The sequence below is a fragment of the Gallibacterium salpingitidis genome (genome assembly GCF_001678495.1).
GTDB classification, from domain to species: Bacteria; Pseudomonadota; Gammaproteobacteria; order Enterobacterales; family Pasteurellaceae; genus Gallibacterium; species Gallibacterium salpingitidis.
This window is the reverse complement of record NZ_JTJL01000030.1, coordinates 1-24,209: the sequence shown is the minus strand read 5'-3', so window position 1 is coordinate 24,209 and position 24,209 is coordinate 1. Positions and strand designations below refer to the sequence as shown.

The following is a 24,209-nucleotide window of genomic DNA, read 5'->3' as shown; positions in this document are numbered from 1 at the left end:
CTCAAAGAAAGATAATTAACCTTTAGCTCTTTGTTCAAGAATTTCTACTGCTGGTAATACTTTACCTTCAACGAACTCAAGGAATGCACCGCCACCAGTTGAGATGTAAGAGATTTTATCGGCAATACCGAAAAGATCGATTGCTGCTAATGTGTCACCACCACCCGCGATAGAGAACGCATCACTTTCTGCGATAGCGCGTGCAACAATTTCAGTACCTTTACGGAAGTTAGGGAATTCGAATACACCTACTGGACCATTCCAAAGGATAGTTTTAGCGCCGCGAATGATTTCTGCGATTGCTTCTGCAGATTCATCACCTAAGTCCATAATTTCTTCATCATCTAATACTTCAGTTGCTTTTTTCACTGTTGCAGGTGCAGTTTCAGAGAACTCTTTACCAACACGAACATCGGTCGCTACTGGAATATCGCAAGTTGCCATTAAGCGTTGTGCTTCAGGGATTAAGTCTTTTTCATAAAGAGATTGACCAACATTGTTGCCTTGTGCTGCAACGAAAGTATTAGAAATACCACCGCCTACAACAAGTTTGTCAGCGATTTTCGCAAGAGAATCTAAAACAGTTAATTTAGTAGATACTTTTGAACCACCAACTACCGCAACCATTGGACGTTGTGGATTTTTTAATGCTTTACCTAATGCTTCTAACTCGTTAGAAAGTAATGGGCCAGCACAAGCAACAGTAGCAAATTTAGCCACACCATGAGTAGAAGCTTGCGCGCGGTGAGCTGTACCGAAAGCATCCATTACGAATACATCACAAAGTGCAGCATATTTTTGTGCTAAATCGTCAGCGTCTTTTTTCTCACCTTTATTGAAGCGTACGTTTTCCAATACCACTAATTCATTTGGAGCAACTTCAACACCATCAAGATAATCTTTTGCTAAACGAACTGGAACATCTAAAAGATCGTTTAAGTAATCAACAACAGGTTGTAATGAGAATTCAGCGTTATATTCGCCTTCAGTTGGACGACCAAAGTGAGATGTTACCATCACTTTTGCGCCTTGCTCTAATGCTAATTTGATTGTTGGAAGAGATGCTTTGATACGTGCATCTGAGGTGATTTTGCCATCTTTAACAGGAACATTAAGGTCTGCACGAATAAGAACACGTTTACCTGCAAGATCAAGATCGGTCATTTTAATTACTGACATTTTAAGCCCTCTTAAAAGTTAAATAGGAGTGATTTTTAGATTCAAAGAATGAGGTCATTATAACAGCTCATTGCAATAAAAGCGTGGTTTAGATCAAATTTATTTTGACTAGTTTCTGATTTATTTCAATAGATAAAATAAATTGTTGAAAAAAGCGGTTAGAAAAATAGAGAGAAGTAGGTAAAATAAGCGCTCTTTTTCTTACTGAATAATTTATAACTTATGGCGTTATTGATAACTGATAAATGTACCAACTGTGATATGTGCGAACCAGAGTGTCCTAATCAAGCGATCTCAATGGGTGATGAGATCTATGTGATTGATCCTGCGTTATGTACAGAATGTGTTGGTCATTATGAAACGCCGACTTGTCAAAAAGTTTGTCCAATCACCAACTGTATTACCAAAGATCCACAACATAATGAAAGCCAAGACGAATTGTGGGAAAAATTTGTTCTGATTCACCATTCTGAGAAACTGTAATTAGAAAAAAGCTAAAAATAATATTTCTTTTTTAGATAAATTCTAATGATTACGAAGATAATCCGAAAAAGTATTTGAAAAGCAACTGCTTTATTGAATAATAAGCGCCGTTACTTTTTTGGAAGAGAATTTATTATGAAAAAATCATTTATCTTACAACAACAAGAAATTAGCTTTGTTAAAAATACTTTTACTGCAAAATTAGCAGAACATTTGGGGTTAGTTGAAGTTCAAGGGCCAATCATCAGCCAAGTAGGTAATGGCATTCAAGATAACCTTTCTGGAAAAGAAAAAGCAGTACAAGTTAAAGTAAAACAAATTGAAGGTGCAGTGTTTGAAGTTGTGCATTCATTGGCAAAATGGAAACGCCATACTTTAGGGCGTTTTGATTTTAAACCTGGCGAAGGTTTATTTGTGCATATGAAAGCATTGCGTCCTGATGAAGATTCTTTAGATCGCACTCACTCTGTTTATGTTGATCAGTGGGATTGGGAACGTGTAATTCCTGAAGGATTGCGTACTTTGGATTATTTAAAAGATACCGTTCGTTCTATTTATCGTGCAATTCGTGAAACAGAAGCGTTAGTGGAAAAACATTTCCATATTGCAGCGACTTTACCGAAAGAGATTACTTTTGTGCATTCAGAAGATTTAGTGAAACGTTTCCCGAATATGACGGATAAAGAGCGTGAAAGTGCTATTTGTAAAGAGTATGGTGCAGTATTCTTAATCGGTATTGGCGGTAAATTATCTGATGGTAAACCGCACGATGTGCGTGCACCAGACTACGATGACTGGACCACTGTTTCTGAAGGCGAATATAAAGGCTTAAATGGTGATATTTTGGTGTGGAATGAAGAGTTGGGTTCAGCGTTTGAACTCTCTTCAATGGGTATTCGTGTTGATGAAGCGGCATTACGGCGTCAATTAGCCATTACTGGTGATGAAGACCGCTTACAATTTGCTTGGCATCAAGATTTAATCAACGGCAAATTACCGCAAACTATCGGCGGCGGTATCGGTCAATCTCGTATGGTGATGTTCTTATTACATAAGAAACATATCGGCGAAGTACAATCTAGCGTATGGCCGCAACAAGTGTTAGAGGAATTTGCTAACATTTTATAACTCATTTTGATTAAATTTATCAGTTAAACCGCCTAATAATATTGCATTATTAGGCGGTTTTTCTTTAGTAAGTAATTTATTAGTAATGCAAGGTTATTTTAATACTTATAAACATCTGATTTATAAGTATATATGTGTATTTATAAGAGATTTTATTAAATTATTGTGAGAAATATCACAAATTTTTCGTTGAAATAAGCTTGCCCCCCCCCCCCGGAAATTTTATATACTTTGCGCCCCGATTAACTTACTAAAGGAAATTTACAAATGAAGAAATTAGTTTTAACAACATTAATTGCTGCTGGATTGGGTATGGCGGCACAAGGTACTTTGGCTGCAGCTCCAGCTAGCACTGGACAAGGTGAAGTGCATTTTACAGGAAAAGTAGTAAGCAATACCTGTGTTATAACAGAAGATAAAACAGGTGTACGTGAAGTTTCTTTAGTTACAGTACCAACATCAGCTTTAAATGAAGCTGGAAAAACAGCAGGTTATAAATCTTTTGATTTAGAGATTACTGGATGTGAATGGACGTCTGGAGAAGGTTCTAGCAAAGTGTTAGCTCATTTCGAAAATACTAATCAGTATGTAGATGCGAATGGTAGATTAAAAAATCTAAATGCTAGTGGAGCAAAATATGTTGTGATTGAATTAACAGATAAAAATGCACAACCAATTAATGTTATTACAAATAGTAATAACGATGCTGACGCAAATTACGTAACTATCGAAAGTGATGGAACTACACCAAATCCTAAAGGAAAAGCAAAATTGACTTACGGTGCCCGTTATTATGCAACAGGTGCTGCAGAAGCTGGAGATGTATTAGCAAAAGTCAAATATACCTTAGCGTATAAATAATCTATTTTTTATTCTGTATTAAAGGGCAGTTTTTACTGCCCTATTTCTCTGTTTAGCTAAGGTTTCTGTATGTTAAAAAAACTATTATTGATTGCCTGTGGTTTATGGGTTTCTACTAGTTATGCCAATATTGTGATTACGGGTACAAGAGTTATCTATCCAGCGAATCAGAAAAATGTCAGTGTGCAACTTACTAATGTTGGCGATCAACCGGCGTTGGTGCAAGCGTGGATTGATAATGGTGATCCTAATGCAGCGCCGGAACAGATAAAAACCCCTTTTGTAATTACGCCGCCAATTTCTCGAGTTGATGCTAATAAAGGGCAGACATTGCGTTTAACCTATACTGGTGAACCGTTACCAACTGATCGTGAATCTATTTTCTATCTAAATGTATTGGATATTCCACCAAACCCAAAAGATAAATCTAAGAATTATCTACAAATTGCAATCCGTAGCCGGATTAAACTGTTTTTCCGTCCAGTAGATTTAAAAATATCACAAGCGGAGGCTTTTAAACAAGTGGAATGGAGAGTACAAGGCAAACAGCTAATTGCTAATAATCCAACTCCTTATTTCATTACTTATAGTGATGTCAGTGTGGCTCAAGGAAAACATCTTATAAAAGTTAAAGATGCTGATATGGTGGCGCCTTTTTCACAAGTGACTTTCAATTTAGCTTCTCCAGTATCCGCGGGTTCAGGCAGTGTTAATTGGACTACGATTAATGACTATGGTGCGGATTCAACAGGAACGACACCATTGCATTAATTAGATTTAAGGTGAGAAATAATGAGAAAGCAGTTGCATAAATTTACTTTTAATACGATCTATTTAGCCTTGTTGGGCAGTTTAATCCCCAATATGGCCTATGCGGAAGAGTATGCTGAATTCGATGCCGGTTTTTTACTTGGTGGTAAAGATAAAGAAGCGATTGATATTAGCCGCTTTAGTTATGGTAATCCAATTCCGGCAGGGAATTATGTTGCTGATGTCTATCTTAATAATCAATTACGTGGACGCATTAATCTACAATTTGCTGAAATCCCTAATAAAAATAATACAGGGTTATGTGCTAATGAGGATTTATTAGCAGTATTAGATTTAAAAGATGAAGCTTTCACTGGATCGGATACGGCTGAACAGGCAACATGTCAATTTTTTGCCGCACAAGTTCCAGCCGCCAAAGTGAATTTTGATATGTCGGAGTTGCGTTTAGATGTTGATTTACCACAGGCTTTTATTACTCAGCGCCCGCGTGGTTATATTTCACCAGCACAATGGCAAGACGGCGTACCAGTAGCATTTGTTCGTTATGATGCTTCCTATTATCGCTCACAATATGCAGATTTTGACTCTAAACAAACTTATTTAGGAATTGAAGCAGGGATAAATTTATTCGGCTGGGCATTTCGTCATCGTGGTTCACAAAGTTGGGATCAACAGCAACGATTACCTTATCAAAGTATCTCAACCTATGCTCAACATGATGTCGCAGCTTTGCGTGGTCAATTTACCATTGGTGATTTTTATACCAGGGGTTCATTAATGGATAGTATTGCCATTCGTGGCATGCAATTAGCTTCGGACGATCGAATGTTGGCGAGTTCATTGCGCGGTTATGCACCAATTATTCGTGGCGTAGCGAATAGTAATGCTAAAGTGAGCATTCGACAAAATGGTAATTTATTGCGTGAAGTGACTGTACCAGCGGGGCCATTTGAAATTGATGACCTTTATCCAACAGGATATGGCGGTGATCTACAAGTTGAAATATTAGAAGCCAATGGTGAAAAACGTTCTCTCACTATTCCTTATACTGCTGCTGCGCAATTAATTCGTCCGGGATATAGCCGTTACCAAATTGCTGGTGGGCGTTATCGTTATGCCAATGAGGTGTTTGATGCCAATGTAGCGCAAGCGACCTGGCAATATGGTTTAACCAACAATATTACCTTTAACTTGGGTGGCACTTTTGCTAAAGATTATCATGCGGAATTAGTTGGTTTTTCCTTTAATACGCCAATTGGTGCATTTATGGCAAATGCGACTTTTTCTAATGCGAAATTCACTGCGGCTGAACAAAAATATAAAGGTTATAGTTTGTACGCTAGCTATAACACTCGTGTAGAGCCAACGGATACTAATGTTACTTTAGCTGCTTATCGCTATCTTTCACGCGATTACTATAGTTTGCAAGATGTTATGTTAGCGAATTATCGTGATTTTATTGATGAGAAAGAGATCAGTCTGCCAATTAATAATTATCGTCCGAAAAATCAGTTCCAAGTGTCGATTAATCAAAATCTAAAAGAGGACTGGGGTTCATTGTATTTGACGGGGAGCACTTATGCCTATTGGGGAACAGATGAAAAACAAAATGAGTACCAAATTGGTTATAGTAATAGTTATAAGCGTTTAAGTTATAGTCTCTCTTTTTCGCAATCGAAGAACAGTTTTGGTGAAGATGATCGCCGTATTTATCTCAGCCTGTCGCTGCCATTGGGTGACGATATCAGTTCGGCATATATTTCACAAAGCTTGAACTATAACAAAAATGGCGGTTATTCCGGTTATACCTCTATTTCTGGTTCGTTAGGTGAACAACGCCGTTATAGCTATAGTGTGTCAGCGAGTAAGCAGCAAAATGGCGGCAGCAATATCTCATTTAGTAATAGTTATTCTGGTTCGTTAGCGCGTGTTAATGCTTCTTGGAGCCGTGATAATCAAAGTAATCAACAAATGTCATTAGGTATGTCTGGTGCAGTAGTCGCACACCCTAAAGGAATTACATTATCTAATGATTTAGGCGATAGTTTCGCGATTATTCATGCAGAAGGAGCCAAGGGCGCTTTAATCAATGGTTCGATCGGTAATGAGATTGACTATTTTGGTAATGGGATTGTGCCTTATATCGAACCTTATAGTGTGAATTACGTTGGCTTAGATAGTAATAATCTTCCAGATTCAGTGGAATTATCGGCAACGGAACAACAAGTGATTCCAAGAGCTAATCAGGCGATTTTTGTTGATTTTGCCACTACAGTAGGTTCAGTGGTGTTCTTTGAAATTACTGGTACAGAGACTTTACCGCCATTAGGTACAGAAGTATTTGATCAAAACAATCAATCAATTGGGGTAGTAGCACAAGGCGGTAAGATTTATACCAGAGGTATCGCTAAAAATGGACAATTGCATATCAGTTGGGGCGATAAGCAATGTCAGGCAGATTACCAGATTCCGGAAACAGAAGATAATGGACAGCCGTTAATTGTGCCAGTGCAGTGTAGATTTTAGTAAGAGGTTAGAATGAAAAATAAATTATATTATATTGGAGCACTAATTTTATTTATTATCTCTATGCCAATCAAAGCTGAATTGAAACCGTGTGCACCATACATGTGTGAAACAGTTGGTAATATTGATATAACAATACCTCCAGGTACAGTTAACAATGTAAGAAAATTTGAAGATTTTGCATTAGCTTCTGTAGGGACACAAAATAAAAGAATAACTTATACAAAGAGAATAACTATTAATAGTGATTACTGTGGTACAAAAGAAGAAGATTATTATTGGATAGAGCCTAAGTTTCATGAAAGCCTAACGGGGGCTCTTGCGAATTATTTTAGTCATATATTTACTGTAAAAGGACAAAATGTAAATGGGTATGAGGCATATCAGTATATAAAAGCAAGCAAAAATGAAAATATTGACTTAAAACTGGAATTTACGTTGAGGCCAGAGTTTTTATATACAGCAGAGTCTATAACTATACCGAAAGATACTCCTCTGATAGTAATGACAATGTTATGTGCTAAAAGATTATCGAATGATGAAGGTTATCGGGATGAGCGGCAGAAGCAAAGGCAATTTAATATTTTTACTGTAAAGTCGCAAAATGATGCCACTGTCACTTTTGACCGAACCTGTATTTTAGATGAAAAGAGTCGGGTTCAGCAGGTATTGTTAAATCCTGTTAATTTATCTACTTTGAATCAAGAAGGGAAGGTTAAAGGTAATGATTTTACTATTTCGTTAAATTGTCTTGGAGCACAGGTCAAACACGCTTATATTGGGGTTTCAGATGCATTAAATCCAACAAATTCTACTGAGATCTTAACCACTGAATCTGGAAATGGAGCAGCTAAAGGAGTAGGAATTCAAATAGAGAATGACGATGGAAAGATATTAAAATATGGTCAACTTCCATCATTACCATTTGCGAATCCTAGTGATAGTAATATTACTTTATTTAATGGCAACATTCTCAATTCTGGAATGATAAATAAAAGGTACACAGCCTATTATATAAAGAATAACAAGGAAGAACTTACTGCAGGTACTGTAAAAGCAAAACTTTTTTATAATTTATATTATAATTAGTGGTTGTTCTGTATAAAAAATGTCGGGTACTCCCCGACATTTTTTATATCAACTTTAATACCTGTTGATGAAATTGCTGCAAAGTAGTGCGGTGGCCAATACTAATCATAATCGTATTAGGCAACTTAGTTTTTATTAATTGATATAACCATTGTTCTGTTGGTTCATCGAGCGCTGAAGTGGTTTCATCAAGGAAAATCGCTTCAGGTTTAGTAAGTAAAATACGAATAAACGCTACACGCTGCAATTCACCTGGCGATAGAATGGTTTGCCAATCTAATTCTTGCTGTAAATGGGAAAGGTATTTTTCTAATTTACACACTTTCATTGCACGACAGACCTGTTCAATAGTCGCTTCAATATTGGGATAACAAATAGCTTGATACAGCGTTCCTTGTGGCATATAAGGGCGTTGCGGCAAAAATAAGAAATGTTTTGGTGTTTCTAAATAGCCGCTAGTTTCAAAAGCATAAATTCCTGCGATAGCTTTTAATAAGCTGGTTTTTCCGCTGCCAGATGGACCTTGAATTAATAGTGATTCGCCAGCGCTAAGTTGTAAATTGATATTAGATAATAATGTATTACCGCGCTGATCTTTAATCGAGAATTCACTAAGTTTTACTTGCGGTGTGTGATTGATCTGTTGCGACAACGGTTGATTATCCAAATAATCTAATTTGTTAAAGAAACCAGCTAGACGATTTAAACGCGCCTGATATTGGGTAAATTGCTCATAGAATAGGCGGAAAAAAGATAGTGCGCGCATTAGGCGATTAAAGGATTGCACTGTTTGATGCATATCACCTAAAGTTAATTGCCCAGCAAAAAAACGTGGCGCTTGCAACATTAGCGGTAATAGTTTTGCCACTTCCGAAATCCCAGTATTAAAACCGTCTAATCCCAACATTTTTAACACAATTTGCCAGCGGTTTTTGATAATGGCATTAAATTTCTGTTTTAAAAAAGTGTGTTCTTGTTGTTCGCCATGATAAAACGCAATACTCTCCGCATTATCACGCACACGAATCAGGGAATAACGGTAGTTACCATTGAGTTTTTCTTTATTAAAATTGAGTTTGATTAGTGGGTGACCGATCCAGACAGAAAGGGCAGTAGCGGTAATAATAAAAATGTAGATAAAAAAGACCACACCTTTAGGAATTTCTAAGCCAAATAGTGAAAGTAAGCCGGATAACCCCCAAAGAATTAAAGTAAATTCAATAATAGAAATAACGGAATTAATAACACCGCGAATCATATCGACAGTGGTAGTAATAAATTCTCTGGCATCTTGTTCGATCCGTTGATCAATATTATCGGGCAGATCTCTTTCATATTTAAGGCGATAGTAATTTTTATTAGCTAACCAGCGATCAAGCATAACTGCATTTAATTGTTCTAACCAGCGAATTTCAAACACTTGGCGCATTAAATCATTAATAATGGAACGAATAATATTGACACCAACTAATAGTGCGTTGATGGTGGCGAAGAACCAAAAGGCATGTGCATCACGATTTTGCAACGAACTATATAAGCCATTATAAAAGAAGGTATTAAGAACGCTGATCCGCACCTCTAACAAAATAAAGCTAATTAAGATAATAATAAGGAAAAGCATCTTGTAACGATTGCTTTGCGTAATGCAAGGTTTGGTAATCAGCCAAAACTGTTTACCGAAATGGGTATAACTTAATAATTTGGCTGTAATAACTAGGCTAAGAGAAACCCAAAAGAGTGAAGAGATTAGCCAAAAAGCGCTGGTATTTAGTTCGGTTTGCCAATTCATAATGATTTATCTAACGTGAAAAGGGCAGAAATCTGCCCTTTATGAACAATAAGTGTAATCAGAATTAAAATTCAATTTTTGCATTAAGGAAGACTTCACGTTGATAGCCTAAAGCAACTGGAATTACATTATCCGTTGCGTCCCCAGCAGTAGATGGATAATAGGTTTTATTAAATAAGTTTTTACCGTTAAGTTGGAAACTTACCTTTTTACCTGAAATTTTGGTGGAGTAATTGATAAAGGCATCAGCGACAACTGCACCAGGAATTTTATACGCCTTAGTATAGTCGCTAGTATAAGCGTACCAACTGCCAAGATAGCGTGCACCACCGCCGATACGGATATCACCAAAGCTAAATTTACCAATATCATAGCCTAAGAACAGCGCCGCTTGATGTTCTGGTACACCGGAAATTTGACGGTTTTCAGCCAATGGATAGGTGTCATTATGAACGGTTTTGGCACGAGTATAGGTGTAGCTTAATGACATACTTAATTTATCAGTTAATTGGCCATCAATATCTAATTCCACGCCACGTGAACGTTGTTTACCTACAATCACTAACGCGTTATCGACTGTTTCACCAACATTCTTTTTGTCGATATTAAAGAGTGCTAAGGTGGCACTTAAAGCGTTGTTTTCATATTTCGTACCTACTTCAAATGATTTTCCTTCTTCAGGAGCTAGATTTGGATTAACTGAAGCGGCGATACTCATTTGTGGACGGAATGATTCTGCATAATTGGCATAGCTTGTCCAGTGAGGTGTGAATTTATACACAGAACCTAATTGATAAAGCAATTTGCCATCATGTTGATCGGTATTTACTTTAAACGGTAAACCGCGCCCAGCAAGTTGATCGAAATATTCATAGCGAATACCACCAGTTACGATCAATTTGTCGGTTAAATAAGCAGTATCTTGTAAATAAACTCCTACTGTTTTGACATTATTGGTTTGATTAGTATTGCTTGCCGGAGTGAAAGCAATTGCCGGATTAGTATAAACAGGGTGATCAATATTGAGTGTACTGTTAACCGTTGCTTTTGGATAACGTTCTAAATTGCGATAGTTACGACTAGCGTCAACACCTACAACAACGCGGTTAGCAATATCGCCAATAGCAAATTCACCAACAGCATTGATCGAACCGGTATGTACACGTTGGTCAGCATTACGGATAGCTTCTAAACTGCGAGTTGCTTTACGAGTAGTCGTATCAATTTTGGTGATTCGTGCTTGATCGTAATCATAAATTGCGCGCGCATAACTATAAGCTAGATTTAATTTCCATTGATCATTTAAACGGCGTTCGATTTTTAATTGGAAATTATCGGTTTTACCACTGGTAATATCATAAGGTTCATCTAAACGACGTGTGATTGGAATATCCGGTAATTCTCCTGTTTTCGTTAATAGGTTTGTTCCACGATCAAAAGGTTGTTTGTAATCTAAATGTTCATAAGCAACCAAAACTTTGGTGTCTTTATCTTCCCAAGAGATAGATGGTGCATAAGTGGTGTTTTTAAAGTTACCGAAATTGCGCCAGTAATCTTTTTCGTTTTTGTCATAGATAAAACGATAAGCAAAGCCGTTACCTAGCGGGCCAGTTAAATCCACTTGTGTTCCCCACATATTGTGAGTACCAACGGTAGTGCCTAAAGTGTAGTGTGGTTGATTTAACGGTTTTTTGGTAATGACATTGATCACTCCGCCGGGATCTTGAATACCATATAAAACAGATGCAGGTCCTTTTAGCACTTCAACGGTGTCAGTGGTTGGTCCAAAATTGTGTGATGGTCCAGCTTGTAAGCCATTGCGCATAATTGAATTGTCGCGATTGCCGCCAAAGCCACGTTTTTGGATCGAGTCAAAAATACCACCTAATGTGTTGGCTTGGCTTACGCCACTGACGCTGGAAAGGGCATCAATTAATTCGGTTGGTTGGCGATCTTGTAATAATTGTTTAGAAACTACGTTTACTGTAGTAGGCGTATCAATAATAGGAACATTAGCTTTTGACATAATTGAGGTTCCAGTTACTTGATAGCCGTTTTGATGTAAACCGGAATCAAAAGCATCAGTAGCGACAGTAATTTCATCCAGATCTTTTTCTGTTTGTTCAGTTACTGCAAGCGCAGCAACCGGAATAGAGGCGAAAAGCGAAAGATAAATTAGTGTTAATTTATGTTTCATTGAGATAGCTCCTAAGGTAAAAAATTTATTAGTAATGATTAAAAAATGCGCGGAGTATAATAGAAGTAATTCTCAATTGCAATAATAGTTGATAATAATTTTTATTTGTAAAATAAAAGAGAAAAAAGAGAGTTAATTCCTCCTGTAGCAAGAGTGAATAGCATTTTTGGTAAGTTGATACAAAGTAAAATAAAAACGTTATTAGTAGGAAATACTTTAAATGGAGTGTGAACTATGCTTTTTTTGATCTCAGTGGAAAAAATCTGTATTTCCTATATTAAATTCGAATTTCTTATGCTAACGTTAAAGCCGTTTTGTGTTTAGTTAATCATAGATAAAAGGAAATGATCATGAAGTGGAAGTTACAGCCAGCAGAAGTTTTTAGCGCTTCACCTGTGGTACCTGTGATGGTAATTAAAAAATTGGAAGATGCTTTACCAATGGCGAAAGCGTTGCAAGCAGGCGGAATTAATGTTTTTGAAATTACCTTACGTAGTTCAGTAGCATTAGATGCAATTAAATTATTAAGTAAAGAAGTGCCGGATGCGTTAGTAGGCGCTGGTACGGTATTATCAGCAGAACAATTTGATCAAGCAGTAGCGGCAGGAGCAAAATTCGTTATTTCTCCGGGAGCAACACCGGCGTTATTAAAACATGCAGCTGCAAGTGATGTCGCATTAATTCCTGGTACAGCAACACCATCAGAAATGATGCAGGCATTAGAACTTGGTTATGATCATCTTAAATTCTTCCCCGCAGAAATTAATGGCGGTGCTGCAGCATTAAAAGCGATTTCAGCAGCATTACCACAATTAAGTTTCTGTCCAACTGGTGGTGTATCACCGAAAAATGTCGCAAGTTATCTTGCGGTAAAATGCGTGAAGACTATCGGTGGTTCTTGGATGATTCCTAGTGATGCGGTAGAAGCTGGCGATTGGGCGAAAGTAGAGCAATTAACTGCTGAAGCAGTAGCATTAGTGAAAAGCTTACGTGGCTAATTTAACTAATTGATATAGAATAAGATTCCCTCGTATGTTGATACGAGGGAATTTTTATATTAATGAGATAAACGAAGAATTGCGTTTGATACTTCTTGATCTTGATGGAGTTCTTTCACTGCATCATCAAATGCTTGTCCTAACACTTTTTGAATTTCTTCAGTTTTCGCGTTGAAAGCGCCTTCTTGTGAACGGCGAGTTTCAATATTCTTACTGTATTCACCTTTTGCGCTTTGTACTTGGATGGTTAATTGTACAGAAGCATCTACTTTGTAACGCACGTTACCTTGGTTCACATTCGCATAGAATTGTTTAACATTGACAGTAACATTGGTTGGCGCATTTCCTGGTAAAATTCGGAAGCCTTTACTATTTAAATCTTGTTGTAAAGATTGTTGGAATAGTTCTGCAACGGAAGGTTGTGCATAAATTGGATAGAGTTGGCCATTATTCACATATTGTGAAATCGATTGATTAGCACGTAGATCACGAGCAGCAACACTCACGCTTGCAGTTTGGTTTTGTGCGTTAAATGGGCCTACTGCAGCAGGTGGAGTGAAGGTAATGGTATTTGGTTGATTTTGACAACCAGCAAGTGCAAAGCTTGCAAGCAAAACACTGGCAAGAGATAAGCGTTTTAATGTCTTGTACATAATGAGTTTTCCTATTTATTCATTGTGAGGTTTAAGAGTTTTAATACATCGTATAAAATAGCGAATATTTATATAAATTACAGCATTAGTCAAAAGAAATTATGAATAAACAGCAACAAATTACCCTCTTATTACAACAAGAATTTTCTCCACTCCATCTAGAAATCATTAATGAAAGCCATATGCACAGTTCTGGCAAAGGGGCTGAATCTCATTTTAAAGTTATTTTGGCATCGGAACGTTTTGTTGGTATGCGTGCGGTTGCTCGTCATCGTTTAATTTATCAATTGCTTGCTGATCAGTTAGCTGCTGGAGTGCATGCATTGGCGTTACATCTCTATACACCAGAAGAATGGCAAAATTTACAAGAAGTTCCAGCTTCACCTAACTGTATGGGACATGGTCAGTAATATACTTCTAAAGTAGTATTTGTTTGATTTTCCGAGAGAATTTTTAGGTAATTTTATTGAAAAATATCAAATTTTTCACATTTTTTTCAAAAACGACGTTCATTGACTAGAATTAATGGGGTGGTTTTGGTTAGAATAAACCGTTTTATATATCCTTGTTCACCCCTTGTAATTATTATTATTAATTATTTAATTCATTGTTTTGGTTAATATTTTTAACCTGAACAAGGATTTGTACAGATTTGAGTTTTAAAATTAAGTGGACAGTGCAATCGTTAACTTAACGATTTGTGAAGAGATTATCGCCTTGTTTTTCAAAGAGAAGTTGTGGGTTCTCTAACAAAAAAGATAACGTTAAGACTAATGATTCGCTGGAAACTACTCAAACGAGAGATCACTGCAATGACGAATTGTAGTGATCGTTATGTTTAACCCAACGAAAAGTAGTGCAAACGATATGATTACAATTAAAAAAGGCTTGGATCTTCCTATTGCTGGGAAGCCAGCACAAGTAATCCACGATGGAGCTACCATCTCTGAAGTTGCCGTACTTGGCGAAGAATATGTTGGTATGCGTCCTTCGATGAAGGTGCGTGAGGGTGATGCGGTGAAGAAAGGTCAGGTACTTTTTGAAGATAAAAAGAATCCTGGTGTTGTTTTTACTGCACCTGCCTCAGGAACAGTAACTGCGATTAATCGTGGTGCTAAGCGTGTTTTACAATCTGTTGTGATTAAGCTAGAAGGTGATGCTGAAGTTACTTTTGCTAAGTATAGCGTTGAACAATTAGCCACTCTTACCGCTGAGCAAGTCAAACAAAACTTGATCGAATCTGGCTTGTGGACAGCGTTCCGCACTCGTCCATTTAGTAAAATCCCAGCAGTAGATAGCAAACCAAGCTCTATTTTTGTCAATGCAATGGATACCAATCCATTAGCGGCAGATCCTACAGTTGTGATTAAAGAAAATGCAGAAGCGTTTCAACATGGTTTAACCGTATTAAGCCGTTTACATGAAGGAACACTTTTTGTGTGTAAAGCAGCTGGCGCAAACGTACCAAGAGTAAATGCCGCAAACGTACGCGTTGAAGAGTTCTCAGGCCCTCATCCAGCAGGTTTGAGTGGTACTCACATTCATTTCTTAGATCCAGTAAGCATTAACAAATTTGTTTGGTATATCAATTACCAAGATGTGATTGCAATTGGTAAATTGTTTACCACTGGCGAATTATCAGTAGAACGTGTTATTTCTTTAGCTGGTCCACAAGTTAAAAATCCTCGTCTTATCCGTACTCGCTTAGGGGCAAATCTTGAACAATTAACCGCAGGTGAGTTAGCAGAAGGTGAAAATCGTGTGATTTCTGGTTCCGTATTAAACGGTGCGATTGCAAAAGGTCCAGTGGCTTATTTAGGCCGTTATCACCAACAAGTTTCTGTGATCGCAGAAGGTCGTGATAAAGAATTCTTAGGCTGGATTTCACCAGGTGCAAATAAATTCTCTATTACACGTACTGTATTAGGGCATTTCGGTAAGAAACTCTTTAACTTTACTTCTGCAGTAAATGGTGGTCATCGTGCGATGGTACCAATTGGTAACTATGAACGTGTGATGCCATTAGATATTATCCCGACATTATTACTACGTGATTTAAGTGCAGGCGATACAGACAGCGCCCAAGCATTAGGTTGTTTAGAGCTGGATGAAGAAGATTTAGCGCTTTGTACCTTTGTTTGTCCGGGTAAAAACGAATACGGTCCAATGCTGCGTGCAGCCTTAGATAAGATCGAGAAGGAAGGTTAAAAATGGGTTTAAAACATCTTTTAGAGAAAATGGAACCTGCATTTTTACCGGGTGGTAAATATGAAAAATGGTACGCCTTATATGAAGCAACGGCGACATTCTTATATACACCAGGTACAGTAACGGGGAAGGCTTCTCATGTCCGTGATGCGTTAGATTCTAAACGTATGATGGTGTTAGTGTGGTTGGCATTATTTCCAGCAATGTTCTATGGAATGTTTAACGTAGGTGCACAATCAATCTTAGCGTTGAGCGTTGGTGATTTTGCACAAAATCTTGCACAAAATGTGGCACATGATTGGCATTTTGCGTTTGCTAATGCGTTAGGGCTAGTTTCACCTGATGCAGGTGTATTAGCAAAAATGGCGTTAGGTGCGATTTTCTTCCTACCAATTTACATTACTGTGTTTATTGTAGGTGGTTTCTGGGAAGTTTTATTTGCGACTGTGCGTAAACATGAAATTAATGAAGGTTTCTTTGTTACTTCTATTTTGTTAGCACTAATTGTTCCGCCAACTTTACCGTTATGGCAAGCAGCATTAGCAACAACCTTTGGTGTTGTAGTTGCGAAAGAAGTTTTTGGTGGTGTAGGTAAAAACTTTATGAACCCTGCATTAGCGGGTCGTGCGTTCTTATTCTTCGCTTATCCGGCACAAATTTCAGGTGACTCAGTTTGGGTGGCAGCGGACGGCTTCTCTGGAGCAACAGCGCTTTCTCAATGGGCAGCTGGTGGTGAAGGTGCGTTAAAACAAGTTACTACTGGTCAACCAATTCAATGGATGGATGCATTCTTAGGAAATATTCCAGGATCTATTGGTGAAGTTTCAACATTAGCACTATTAATCGGTGCAGCGGTTATCGTATTCGCACGTATTGCTTCTTGGCGTATTATCGCTGGGGTAATGATCGGTATGATCGCAACTTCTTCACTATTCAATTTAATTGGTTCAGCGACTAACCCAATGTTCTCAATGCCTTGGTACTGGCACTTAGTATTAGGTGGTTTCGCTTTAGGGATGTTGTTTATGGCAACTGACCCAGTTTCAGCTTCATTTACCAATAAAGGAAAATGGTGGTATGGCGCATTAATCGGCGTAATGTGTGTATTAATTCGTGTTGTAAACCCAGCTTATCCAGAAGGTATGATGTTAGCTATTTTATTCGCTAACTTATTTGCACCATTGTTCGATTACATTGTTGTTCAAGCGAATATCAAACGTAGGAGAGCGCGTAATGTTTAAGAAAGATAGTGTTATCGGCACACTGGTTGTTGTCGTGTTGGTAAGTTTAGTGTGCTCAGTTATCGTAGCGGGTTCTGCGGTATCGTTAAAACCACGTCAACAAGAACAAAAATTGTTAGATAAACAAAAAAATATTCTTAGTGTGGCAGGTTTATTAAAAGCTGGTAGCAATGTAACAGATTCATTTAATAAGTATATTGAACCACGTTTAGTGGATTTAAATACTGGTGATTTTGTTGCTAACCAAGCGAATTTCGATGCAGCGAAGGCTGCGAAAGATCCTGCAACCAGTATTGTATTAGGTGAAGATGATATTGCCAAAATCGGTCGTCGTGCTAATTATGCTGAAGTTTATCTTGTAAAAGGTGATGACGGTAAAGTTAAGCAAGTCGTATTACCAGTTTATGGTACTGGACTTTGGTCTGTAATGTACGGCTTTATTGCAGTACAGCCAGATGGCAACACAATTGATGGTATTACTTACTATGATCAAGGGGAAACTCCGGGATTAGGTGGTGAGATTGAAAACCCTAAATGGCAATCAACTTTCGTTGGAAAAACAATTTTCAATGAACAAAACCAAGTTGCATTACATGTAAGTAAAGGTGGTTCATCTGATAAAGCACATGGTATTGATGCATTATCAGGAGCAACTTTGACCAGCAATGGTGTAAACAATACATTCAAATTCTGGTTTGGCCCGAAAGGCTTTGGTCCTTTCTTAGCTAAACTTAAAGAAGGGGTATTAAACAATGGCTGAGAAACAAAGTAAAAAAGGGTTATTGCTTAACCCAGTAATTAATAACAACCCAATTGCCTTACAAATTCTTGGGATCTGCTCAGCATTAGCGGTAACAACTAAGCTTGAAACTGCGATTGTAATGGGAATTTCTGTGAGTTTAGTAACTGCGTTTTCAAGTTTCTTTATTTCTTGTATTCGTAATTACATTCCGAACAGTATTCGTATTATTGTGCAAATGGCAATTATTGCGTCATTAGTTATCCTTGTTGACCAAATTTTGCGAGCTTATGCTTACAACATTTCTAAACAATTATCGGTATTCGTTGGTTTGATTATTACTAACTGTATCGTAATGGGACGTGCTGAAGCCTTTGCGATGAAGGAAAATCCAATTGATAGTTTCCTTGATGGTATCGGTAACGGTTTAGGATATGGTGCAATGTTAATTGTTGTGGCATTTATTCGTGAATTAATCGGTTCAGGTAAATTATTTGGTGTAACAGTTTTCCAAACTATTCAAGATGGCGGTTGGTATCAAACCAATGGTTTATTCTTATTAGCACCAAGTGCATTCTTTATTATCGGTTTCATCATCTGGGGTCTCAGAACTTGGAAACCAGAACAAGTAGAGAAGGATTAATACCATGGAACACTATATTAGTTTATTTGTAAAATCCATATTTATTGAAAATATGGCGCTTTCCTTCTTCTTGGGAATGTGTACCTTTTTAGCGGTGTCTAAAAAAGTATCTACAGCGTTTGGACTTGGTGTGGCAGTAACAGTGGTATTAGGTATCTCTGTTCCTGTTAATAACGTAGTTTATAACCTTATTTTACGAGATGGTGCATTAGTTGATGGCGTTGATTTAAGTTTCTTAAACTTCATCACTTTTATCGGTGTAATCGCGGCATTAGTGCAAATCTTGGAAATGGTGTTAGATAAATTCTTCCCAGCGCTCTATAACGCATTAGGGATCTTCTTACCGTTAATCACAGTAAACTGTGCGATTTTCGGGGGCGTATCTTTCATGGTACAACGTGACTATACTTTTGGTGAGTCTGTTGTGTATGGTGTTGGCGCAGGTTTAGGTTGGATGTTTGCTATCGTTGCGTTAGCAGGTATCACTGAGAAGATGAAATATTCAGATGTACCAAAAGGGTTAAAAGGCTTAGGAATTACCTTTATTTCTGTTGGCTTGATGGCTCTTGGTTTCATGTCTTTCTCAGGCATCCAGTTGTAAAAGGGGATAAAGCATGGAAATTACATTAGGAATAGCGATGTTTACCGTCATTATTTTAGTATTGGCGGTATTAATCCTGTTTGCTAAATCAAAGCTAGTTAATTCTGGTGATATCACCATTAGTATCAATAATGATCCTGCTAAAGCAATTACATTGCCAGCAGGTGGAAAATTACTAGGTGCATTAGCAAGTCAAGGTATTTTCGTTTCATCTGCTTGCGGTGGTGGTGGCTCATGTGGTCAATGCCGCGTAAAAGTTAAAAGTGGTGGTGGTGATATTCTTCCTACAGAGTTGTCACACATCAATAAAAGAGAAGCGGCAGAAGGTTATCGTCTATCTTGCCAAGTTAACGTCAAAAATAGTATGGATATTGAATTACCAGAAGAAATTTTTGGGGTGAAAAAATGGCAATGTACTGTTATCTCTAATGATAACAAAGCAACCTTTATTAAAGAGTTGAAATTAGCAATTCCAGAAGGTGAAGAAGTACCTTTCCGCGCTGGTGGTTATATTCAAATTGAAGCTGATCCACATACTGTAAAATATAGCGATTTTGATATTCCTGAAAAATATCAAGAAGATTGGAAAAAATTCAATTTATTCCGTTATGTTTCTAAAGTTGATGAGCATATTACTCGTGCGTATTCAATGGCTTCATATCCTGAAGAAAAAGGGATTATTATGTTGAACGTGCGTATTGCAACTCCGCCACCAAGAAACCCAGATGTACCACCTGGACAAATGTCATCTTACATTTGGTCATTAAAACCAGGTGATAAAGTAACAATTTCTGGTCCATTCGGTGAATTCTTTGCGAAAGATACTGATGCAGAAATGGTATTTATCGGTGGTGGTGCAGGTATGGCGCCAATGCGTTCACATATCTTTGACCAATTAAAACGCTTACACTCTAAACGTAAGATCTCTTTCTGGTATGGCGCACGTTCTAAACGTGAAATGTTCTATGTAGAAGATTTCGATATGTTACAACGTGAAAATGATAACTTCGTATGGCATGTAGCGTTATCAGATCCTTTACCAGAAGATAACTGGACTGGTTATACAGGCTTTATTCACAATGTTCTTTATGAAAACTATCTGAAAAATCATGAAGCACCAGAAGATTGTGAATACTATATGTGTGGACCTCCAGTGATGAATGCAGCAGTAATTAAGATGCTGAAGGATCTTGGTGTAGAAGACGAAAACATCTTGTTAGATGATTTCGGTGGTTGATAAATAAAATATTTATTAATTATGTTATTAAAAAAACTAACTCATTGGCTGGTCCTTGTAGGACTAGCCTTTTTTCTTGTAGCTTGTGGTAAGCAAACGGAGATTGTTACCCTTTCAGGGAAAACAATGGGGACGACATACCATATCAAATATCTTGATAATGGTATTAAGACTGGTCCTGAAATGGCACATCAAAAAATTGATGAAGCACTGAAAGAAGTGAATAATCAGATGTCCACTTATCAACAGGATTCTGAATTAAGTCGTTTTAATCAAAGTAAAGAAATTAATAAACCATTCCCAGTGTCTGCAGATTTTGCCAAAGTCGTACAAGCGGCGATAGCTTTAAATCAGAAGACAGAAGGTGCATTAGATGTTACGGTTGGTCCATTAGTGAATCTATGGGGATTTGGACCTGAAAAACGTACGGATAAAGAACCGAGTGCCGAAGAGATTGCAACTCGTAAAGCATGGACAGGTATTGATAATTTAGTCGTAACTGAGGCAGAAGGTAAGCCAGCCTTAATCAAAAAGATCCCAGAACTTTATGTTGATCTCTCTTCTATTGCAAAAGGTTTTGGGGTTGATAAAGTTGCTAGTTATTTAGAAAGTATTGGTGTGACGGATTACCTCGTAGAAATTGGTGGGGAAATTCATACCAAAGGTGTGAATGAGAAAGGTCAACCATGGCAAATTGCGATTGAAAAACCAGAGTTCGATGGTTCTCGTGCAGTAGAACAAATTATTGGTTTAAGTAATTTATCAATGGCAACTTCAGGGGATTATCGCAATTATTTTGAAGAGAATGGTAAACGCTTTTCTCATGAAATTGATCCTAAAACAGGTTACCCATTACAGCATAACCTGGCTTCGATTACTGTAATCGATCCAAGTTGTATGTTGGCAGATGGTTATGCAACCGGGTTATTTGTATTAGGTGCAGAGAAAGCATTAGCCGTAGCCGAAAAAGAGAATCTTGCGATTTATCTGATTATCAAAACAGATAAAGGTTTTGAAACGAAGATGTCTAAGGCTTTTGCTAAGTTGATGGACACTAAGAAAGAAGGAAGTAAGTGATGAAATTATTTTTAGTAACCTTCGGATTTTTTGTAGTAGTGATTTTTGCGATGGCAATTGGCTATATCATTAAACGTAGAACTATCAGTGGTAGCTGCGGTGGTATTTCTTCTTTAGGGTTAGAAAAAGTTTGCGATTGCCCAGAACCATGCGACAAACGTAAAGCCAAGATGGCGAAAGAGGCTGAACGTCAAGCAAAATTACAAGAAGCAGGACGTATTCTATAAAATGGCTAATTTGAGGTATGTTGCTAAGATGTACCTCAAAGTTAAACCTAATTTTATGAGATTAAGATTACACACTTCTCTAATATTTATCCTTTTTGTATTGAGTTGTACTACTAAAGAACAGTATCGAGCTTATCAGTTTGATAATGGCGATGATTATTTAGTGGAAGGTATGTCACGTGTTGTGGATCAGCAAGGACGTATTGGTTATGTTAATGCTAGAGGAGAATTAGTGATTAAACCACGATTTACTTGTGCCTTACCTTTTAATGCAGGTAAAGCCAAAGTAACGGAATATGGAGAAGTGAAAGAAGTGCCTAACTCAAAAGGAGAATATCATTATTGCCAGAGTGATGATTGGTACTATATAGATAGGAATGGCGATAAAGTGAATGATATTAAAAATATGGAGTAACAAGTGGAAAATCGTTCCTTAGCTCTTGGGATTTTTCTCGCCTTATCTGCTGCTGCGTTGAATAGCAGTATTGGCATTTTTAGCAAAGTTTTGTTAGAAAAAGGCTTGAATATTGAAGCTATTGCCTTTATTAAAACGTTAATTGCGTTTGTTTTAGTGAGCTTATTATTAAGCCGTCAATCTCAACAGCAACAACAGCAAAGTATCCGCACTAATTACTTATCAGCCAAAACATTATGGCTACAAATCGCTTTTTGTGCATTTTTAGGTATTTTCGTGCTGTTTTTCTTTGAAACCAATGCTTATCAATACGGTCAGGCAGCCAATGTGGTTGTGGTGCTAATGGCGTCGGCGGCTGTTTCCGCATTAATTGGAGGCTGGGTGTTATTAGCAGAAACCATCACGATCTCAGCGATTATTGGCACAATTATTGCCGTTATTGGAATATTTGTTATCTCGTGGTCAGGTGGCGGAGATTGGTTAGCTATCGTGAATGCTATTTTGGCTGGCAGTGGTTATGGGCTATTTTCCGTATTAGTGAAAAAATTTAAGCTAAATGGCGGTCTGCCTTTAACAAAAATGCTGATGCTCTTTGGCTCAGTCTATTTGATGATTCCATTTTTACAAAATTATCAATCTATTCAATGGGATTTGGTAATTATATTGAATTTATTGGCGTTGGCGATTTTACCCACTTTATTAGGTTTTTACTGTACAACAAAAGCTTTAGTTTATTTAAGCGCTGCCAAAGTGCAGGTAACTGAACTGGCTGAGCCTATTTTTGCAATGTTACTTGCTTGGTTATTTTTGCAAGAAGAACCAACGCTGAATTTCTTTATTGGTGCATTCTTTATTATAGGTGGTATTATCCTAATCAATCAGTTATACAAAATGCCATCTAAAAACATAAATTAAAAACAAAGGAAGAAAAATGACATTAATTTCAAAAACATTCACCAGTTTAATCGTTGTTACTCCTGAACAATTTGCTGAAAATCAACAGAAAAAAGTGATTGTAGGGATGTCAGGTGGTGTCGATTCTTCTGTATCAGCCTATATTTTGCAACAGCAAGGTTATCAAGTAGAAGGGCTGTTTATGAAGAATTGGGAAGAAGACGATGGAACTGAATATTGTTCAGCAGCAGCAGACTTAGCCGATGCACAAGCAGTGTGCGATCGTTTAGGTATTCATCTACATAAAATCAATTTTGCGGCTGAATATTGGGATAATGTTTTTGAACATTTCTTACAAGAATATAAAGCGGGTCGCACACCAAACCCAGATATTTTGTGTAATAAAGAGATTAAGTTTAAAGCCTTTTTAGAATATGCAGCAGAAGATTTAGGGGCTGATTATATTGCGACAGGGCATTATGTTCGTCGTCGTGGTGAAGATAACAATGCGCAATTGTTGCGTGGCTTAGATGGTAATAAAGATCAAAGTTACTTTCTTTATACATTAAGCAATAAACAAGTAGGACAGAGCTTATTCCCAGTAGGAGAATTGGAAAAACCGGTAGTACGCCAAATTGCTGAAGAATTGGGTTTAGCAACAGCAAAGAAAAAAGATTCTACTGGAATTTGTTTTATTGGTGAGCGTAAATTCAAAGATTTCTTAGCACGTTATTTGCCTGCGCAACCGGGCGATATTCGTACCGTAGATGGTGAGGTTATTGGGCGCCATGATGGATTGATGTATCACACACTAGGGCAACGTAAAGGTTTACGTATTGGCGGCTTAAAAAATGCTGGCGATGAAGCGTGGTATGTCGTAGATAAAGATTTAGAACACAATGAATTAATTGTGGCACAAGGGCATGATCATCCTCGTTTATTTTCAAAAGGATTAATTGCCAGCCAATTACATTGGGTAAATCGTCAGGCATTAACGCAAAGATTACGTTGTACAGTAAAAACTCGCTATCGTCAGCAAGATGTACCTTGTGAGATCATTCCATTGAATGATGAAACAATTGAAGTACGTTTTGATGAACCACAAATGGCGGTAACACCAGGACAATCTGCCGTTTTCTATTTAGAAGAAGTTTGTTTAGGTGGCGGGATTATTGAAGAACAAATTCGCTAATGATGATAAGCCTTTATAGCGCGCTATAAAGGCTTATTTCTCTAGGTCTAATAGACAAAAG

Annotated in this window: 23 protein-coding genes; 19 read left to right on the top strand and 4 right to left on the bottom strand. The window is 37.5% G+C overall.

Going from position 1 to position 24,209, the window contains the following annotated elements; all coding sequences use genetic code 11:
• Positions 1 to 15: 15 nt before the first annotated feature.
• Positions 16 to 1,179 carry a phosphoglycerate kinase gene (pgk, locus tag QS62_RS06715; RefSeq protein ID WP_066107806.1) on the bottom strand — a complete coding sequence of 388 codons (1,164 nt, stop codon included), beginning with the start codon at positions 1,177 to 1,179 and terminating at the stop codon, positions 16 to 18.
• Between the two features lie 222 nt (positions 1,180 to 1,401).
• On the opposite strand from pgk, the gene QS62_RS06710 reads away from it, so the two are divergent.
• From QS62_RS06710 to QS62_RS06685, 6 genes are all read left to right on the top strand, one after another.
• Entirely contained in the window at positions 1,402 to 1,662 is a 261-nt protein-coding gene (locus QS62_RS06710; RefSeq protein WP_066107802.1) for a YfhL family 4Fe-4S dicluster ferredoxin, read from the top strand.
• 135 nt (positions 1,663 to 1,797) lie between these two features.
• A complete protein-coding gene (gene asnA / locus QS62_RS06705) occupies positions 1,798 to 2,790 on the top strand; it encodes an aspartate--ammonia ligase (protein ID WP_066107800.1) in 993 nt (330 codons plus the stop codon).
• A 267-nt stretch (positions 2,791 to 3,057) separates the two neighbouring features.
• Positions 3,058 to 3,651: a fimbrial protein gene (locus QS62_RS06700; RefSeq protein WP_066107797.1), complete on the top strand. Its 594-nt coding sequence runs from the start codon at positions 3,058 to 3,060 to the stop codon at positions 3,649 to 3,651.
• A 69-nt stretch (positions 3,652 to 3,720) separates the two neighbouring features.
• Positions 3,721 to 4,422, top strand: coding sequence for a fimbrial biogenesis chaperone (locus QS62_RS06695; protein ID WP_066107794.1), 702 nt, complete (start codon positions 3,721 to 3,723; stop codon positions 4,420 to 4,422).
• Positions 4,423 to 4,443: 21 nt separating this feature from the next.
• Positions 4,444 to 6,948, top strand: coding sequence for a fimbria/pilus outer membrane usher protein (locus tag QS62_RS06690; protein WP_066107789.1), 2,505 nt, complete (start codon positions 4,444 to 4,446; stop codon positions 6,946 to 6,948).
• 12 nt (positions 6,949 to 6,960) lie between these two features.
• The gene (locus tag QS62_RS06685) at positions 6,961 to 8,037 is read left to right on the top strand and encodes a fimbrial protein (RefSeq protein WP_066107786.1); all 1,077 of its coding nucleotides are present in this window, start codon (positions 6,961 to 6,963) and stop codon (positions 8,035 to 8,037) included.
• A gap of 43 nt (positions 8,038 to 8,080) precedes the next feature.
• Here the strand turns inward: QS62_RS06685 and QS62_RS06680 are convergent, their stop codons facing one another.
• Together QS62_RS06680 and QS62_RS06675 are read right to left on the bottom strand one after the other, a co-directional pair.
• Positions 8,081 to 9,826, bottom strand: coding sequence for an ABC transporter ATP-binding protein/permease (locus QS62_RS06680; RefSeq protein WP_066107783.1), 1,746 nt, complete (start codon positions 9,824 to 9,826; stop codon positions 8,081 to 8,083).
• Positions 9,827 to 9,890: 64 nt separating this feature from the next.
• Positions 9,891 to 12,023 carry a TonB-dependent siderophore receptor gene (locus tag QS62_RS06675; RefSeq protein WP_066107779.1) on the bottom strand — a complete coding sequence of 711 codons (2,133 nt, stop codon included), beginning with the start codon at positions 12,021 to 12,023 and terminating at the stop codon, positions 9,891 to 9,893.
• Between the two features lie 350 nt (positions 12,024 to 12,373).
• On the opposite strand from QS62_RS06675, the gene QS62_RS06670 reads away from it, so the two are divergent.
• A complete protein-coding gene (locus tag QS62_RS06670) occupies positions 12,374 to 13,021 on the top strand; it encodes a bifunctional 4-hydroxy-2-oxoglutarate aldolase/2-dehydro-3-deoxy-phosphogluconate aldolase (protein ID WP_066107776.1) in 648 nt (215 codons plus the stop codon).
• Between the two features lie 59 nt (positions 13,022 to 13,080).
• Here QS62_RS06670 and QS62_RS06665 read toward each other — a convergent pair whose 3' ends face one another.
• The gene (locus QS62_RS06665) at positions 13,081 to 13,674 is read right to left on the bottom strand and encodes a YajG family lipoprotein (RefSeq protein ID WP_066107771.1); all 594 of its coding nucleotides are present in this window, start codon (positions 13,672 to 13,674) and stop codon (positions 13,081 to 13,083) included.
• 101 nt (positions 13,675 to 13,775) lie between these two features.
• On the opposite strand from QS62_RS06665, the gene QS62_RS06660 reads away from it, so the two are divergent.
• The 12 genes from QS62_RS06660 to mnmA all read left to right on the top strand — a co-directional run bounded on the left by QS62_RS06660 (position 13,776) and on the right by mnmA (position 24,148).
• The gene (locus QS62_RS06660; RefSeq protein ID WP_066107768.1) at positions 13,776 to 14,084 is read left to right on the top strand and encodes a BolA/IbaG family iron-sulfur metabolism protein; all 309 of its coding nucleotides are present in this window, start codon (positions 13,776 to 13,778) and stop codon (positions 14,082 to 14,084) included.
• A 457-nt stretch (positions 14,085 to 14,541) separates the two neighbouring features.
• A complete protein-coding gene (locus QS62_RS06655) occupies positions 14,542 to 15,882 on the top strand; it encodes a Na(+)-translocating NADH-quinone reductase subunit A (protein ID WP_066107977.1) in 1,341 nt (446 codons plus the stop codon).
• Between the two features lie 2 nt (positions 15,883 to 15,884).
• Positions 15,885 to 17,123: an NADH:ubiquinone reductase (Na(+)-transporting) subunit B gene (locus QS62_RS06650; RefSeq protein ID WP_066107765.1), complete on the top strand. Its 1,239-nt coding sequence runs from the start codon at positions 15,885 to 15,887 to the stop codon at positions 17,121 to 17,123.
• A complete protein-coding gene (locus QS62_RS06645) occupies positions 17,116 to 17,883 on the top strand; it encodes a Na(+)-translocating NADH-quinone reductase subunit C (RefSeq protein WP_066107762.1) in 768 nt (255 codons plus the stop codon). Before QS62_RS06650 ends, QS62_RS06645 begins: the two co-directional genes overlap by 8 nt.
• On the top strand, positions 17,876 to 18,505 hold the full coding sequence (locus QS62_RS06640; protein ID WP_066107759.1) for an NADH:ubiquinone reductase (Na(+)-transporting) subunit D: 630 nt from the start codon (positions 17,876 to 17,878) through the stop codon (positions 18,503 to 18,505). The genes QS62_RS06645 and QS62_RS06640 overlap by 8 nt, the downstream gene beginning before the upstream one ends.
• A 4-nt stretch (positions 18,506 to 18,509) precedes the next feature.
• A complete protein-coding gene (gene nqrE, locus QS62_RS06635; RefSeq protein ID WP_066107756.1) occupies positions 18,510 to 19,106 on the top strand; it encodes an NADH:ubiquinone reductase (Na(+)-transporting) subunit E in 597 nt (198 codons plus the stop codon).
• A gap of 13 nt (positions 19,107 to 19,119) precedes the next feature.
• The gene (gene nqrF / locus QS62_RS06630) at positions 19,120 to 20,343 is read left to right on the top strand and encodes an NADH:ubiquinone reductase (Na(+)-transporting) subunit F (protein WP_066107753.1); all 1,224 of its coding nucleotides are present in this window, start codon (positions 19,120 to 19,122) and stop codon (positions 20,341 to 20,343) included.
• A 21-nt stretch (positions 20,344 to 20,364) separates the two neighbouring features.
• Complete coding sequence (locus QS62_RS06625; RefSeq protein WP_066107750.1) at positions 20,365 to 21,420, top strand: FAD:protein FMN transferase; 1,056 nt, start codon at positions 20,365 to 20,367, stop codon at positions 21,418 to 21,420.
• Entirely contained in the window at positions 21,420 to 21,647 is a 228-nt protein-coding gene (gene nqrM / locus QS62_RS06620; protein ID WP_066107747.1) for a (Na+)-NQR maturation NqrM, read from the top strand. Before QS62_RS06625 ends, nqrM begins: the two co-directional genes overlap by 1 nt.
• A 55-nt stretch (positions 21,648 to 21,702) precedes the next feature.
• Positions 21,703 to 22,062: a WG repeat-containing protein gene (locus QS62_RS06615; protein WP_066107975.1), complete on the top strand. Its 360-nt coding sequence runs from the start codon at positions 21,703 to 21,705 to the stop codon at positions 22,060 to 22,062.
• 3 nt (positions 22,063 to 22,065) lie between these two features.
• Positions 22,066 to 22,977, top strand: coding sequence for a DMT family transporter (locus tag QS62_RS06610; RefSeq protein ID WP_066107744.1), 912 nt, complete (start codon positions 22,066 to 22,068; stop codon positions 22,975 to 22,977).
• A gap of 16 nt (positions 22,978 to 22,993) precedes the next feature.
• Positions 22,994 to 24,148 carry a tRNA 2-thiouridine(34) synthase MnmA gene (mnmA, locus tag QS62_RS06605; RefSeq protein ID WP_066107741.1) on the top strand — a complete coding sequence of 385 codons (1,155 nt, stop codon included), beginning with the start codon at positions 22,994 to 22,996 and terminating at the stop codon, positions 24,146 to 24,148.
• Positions 24,149 to 24,209 lie beyond the last annotated feature (61 nt).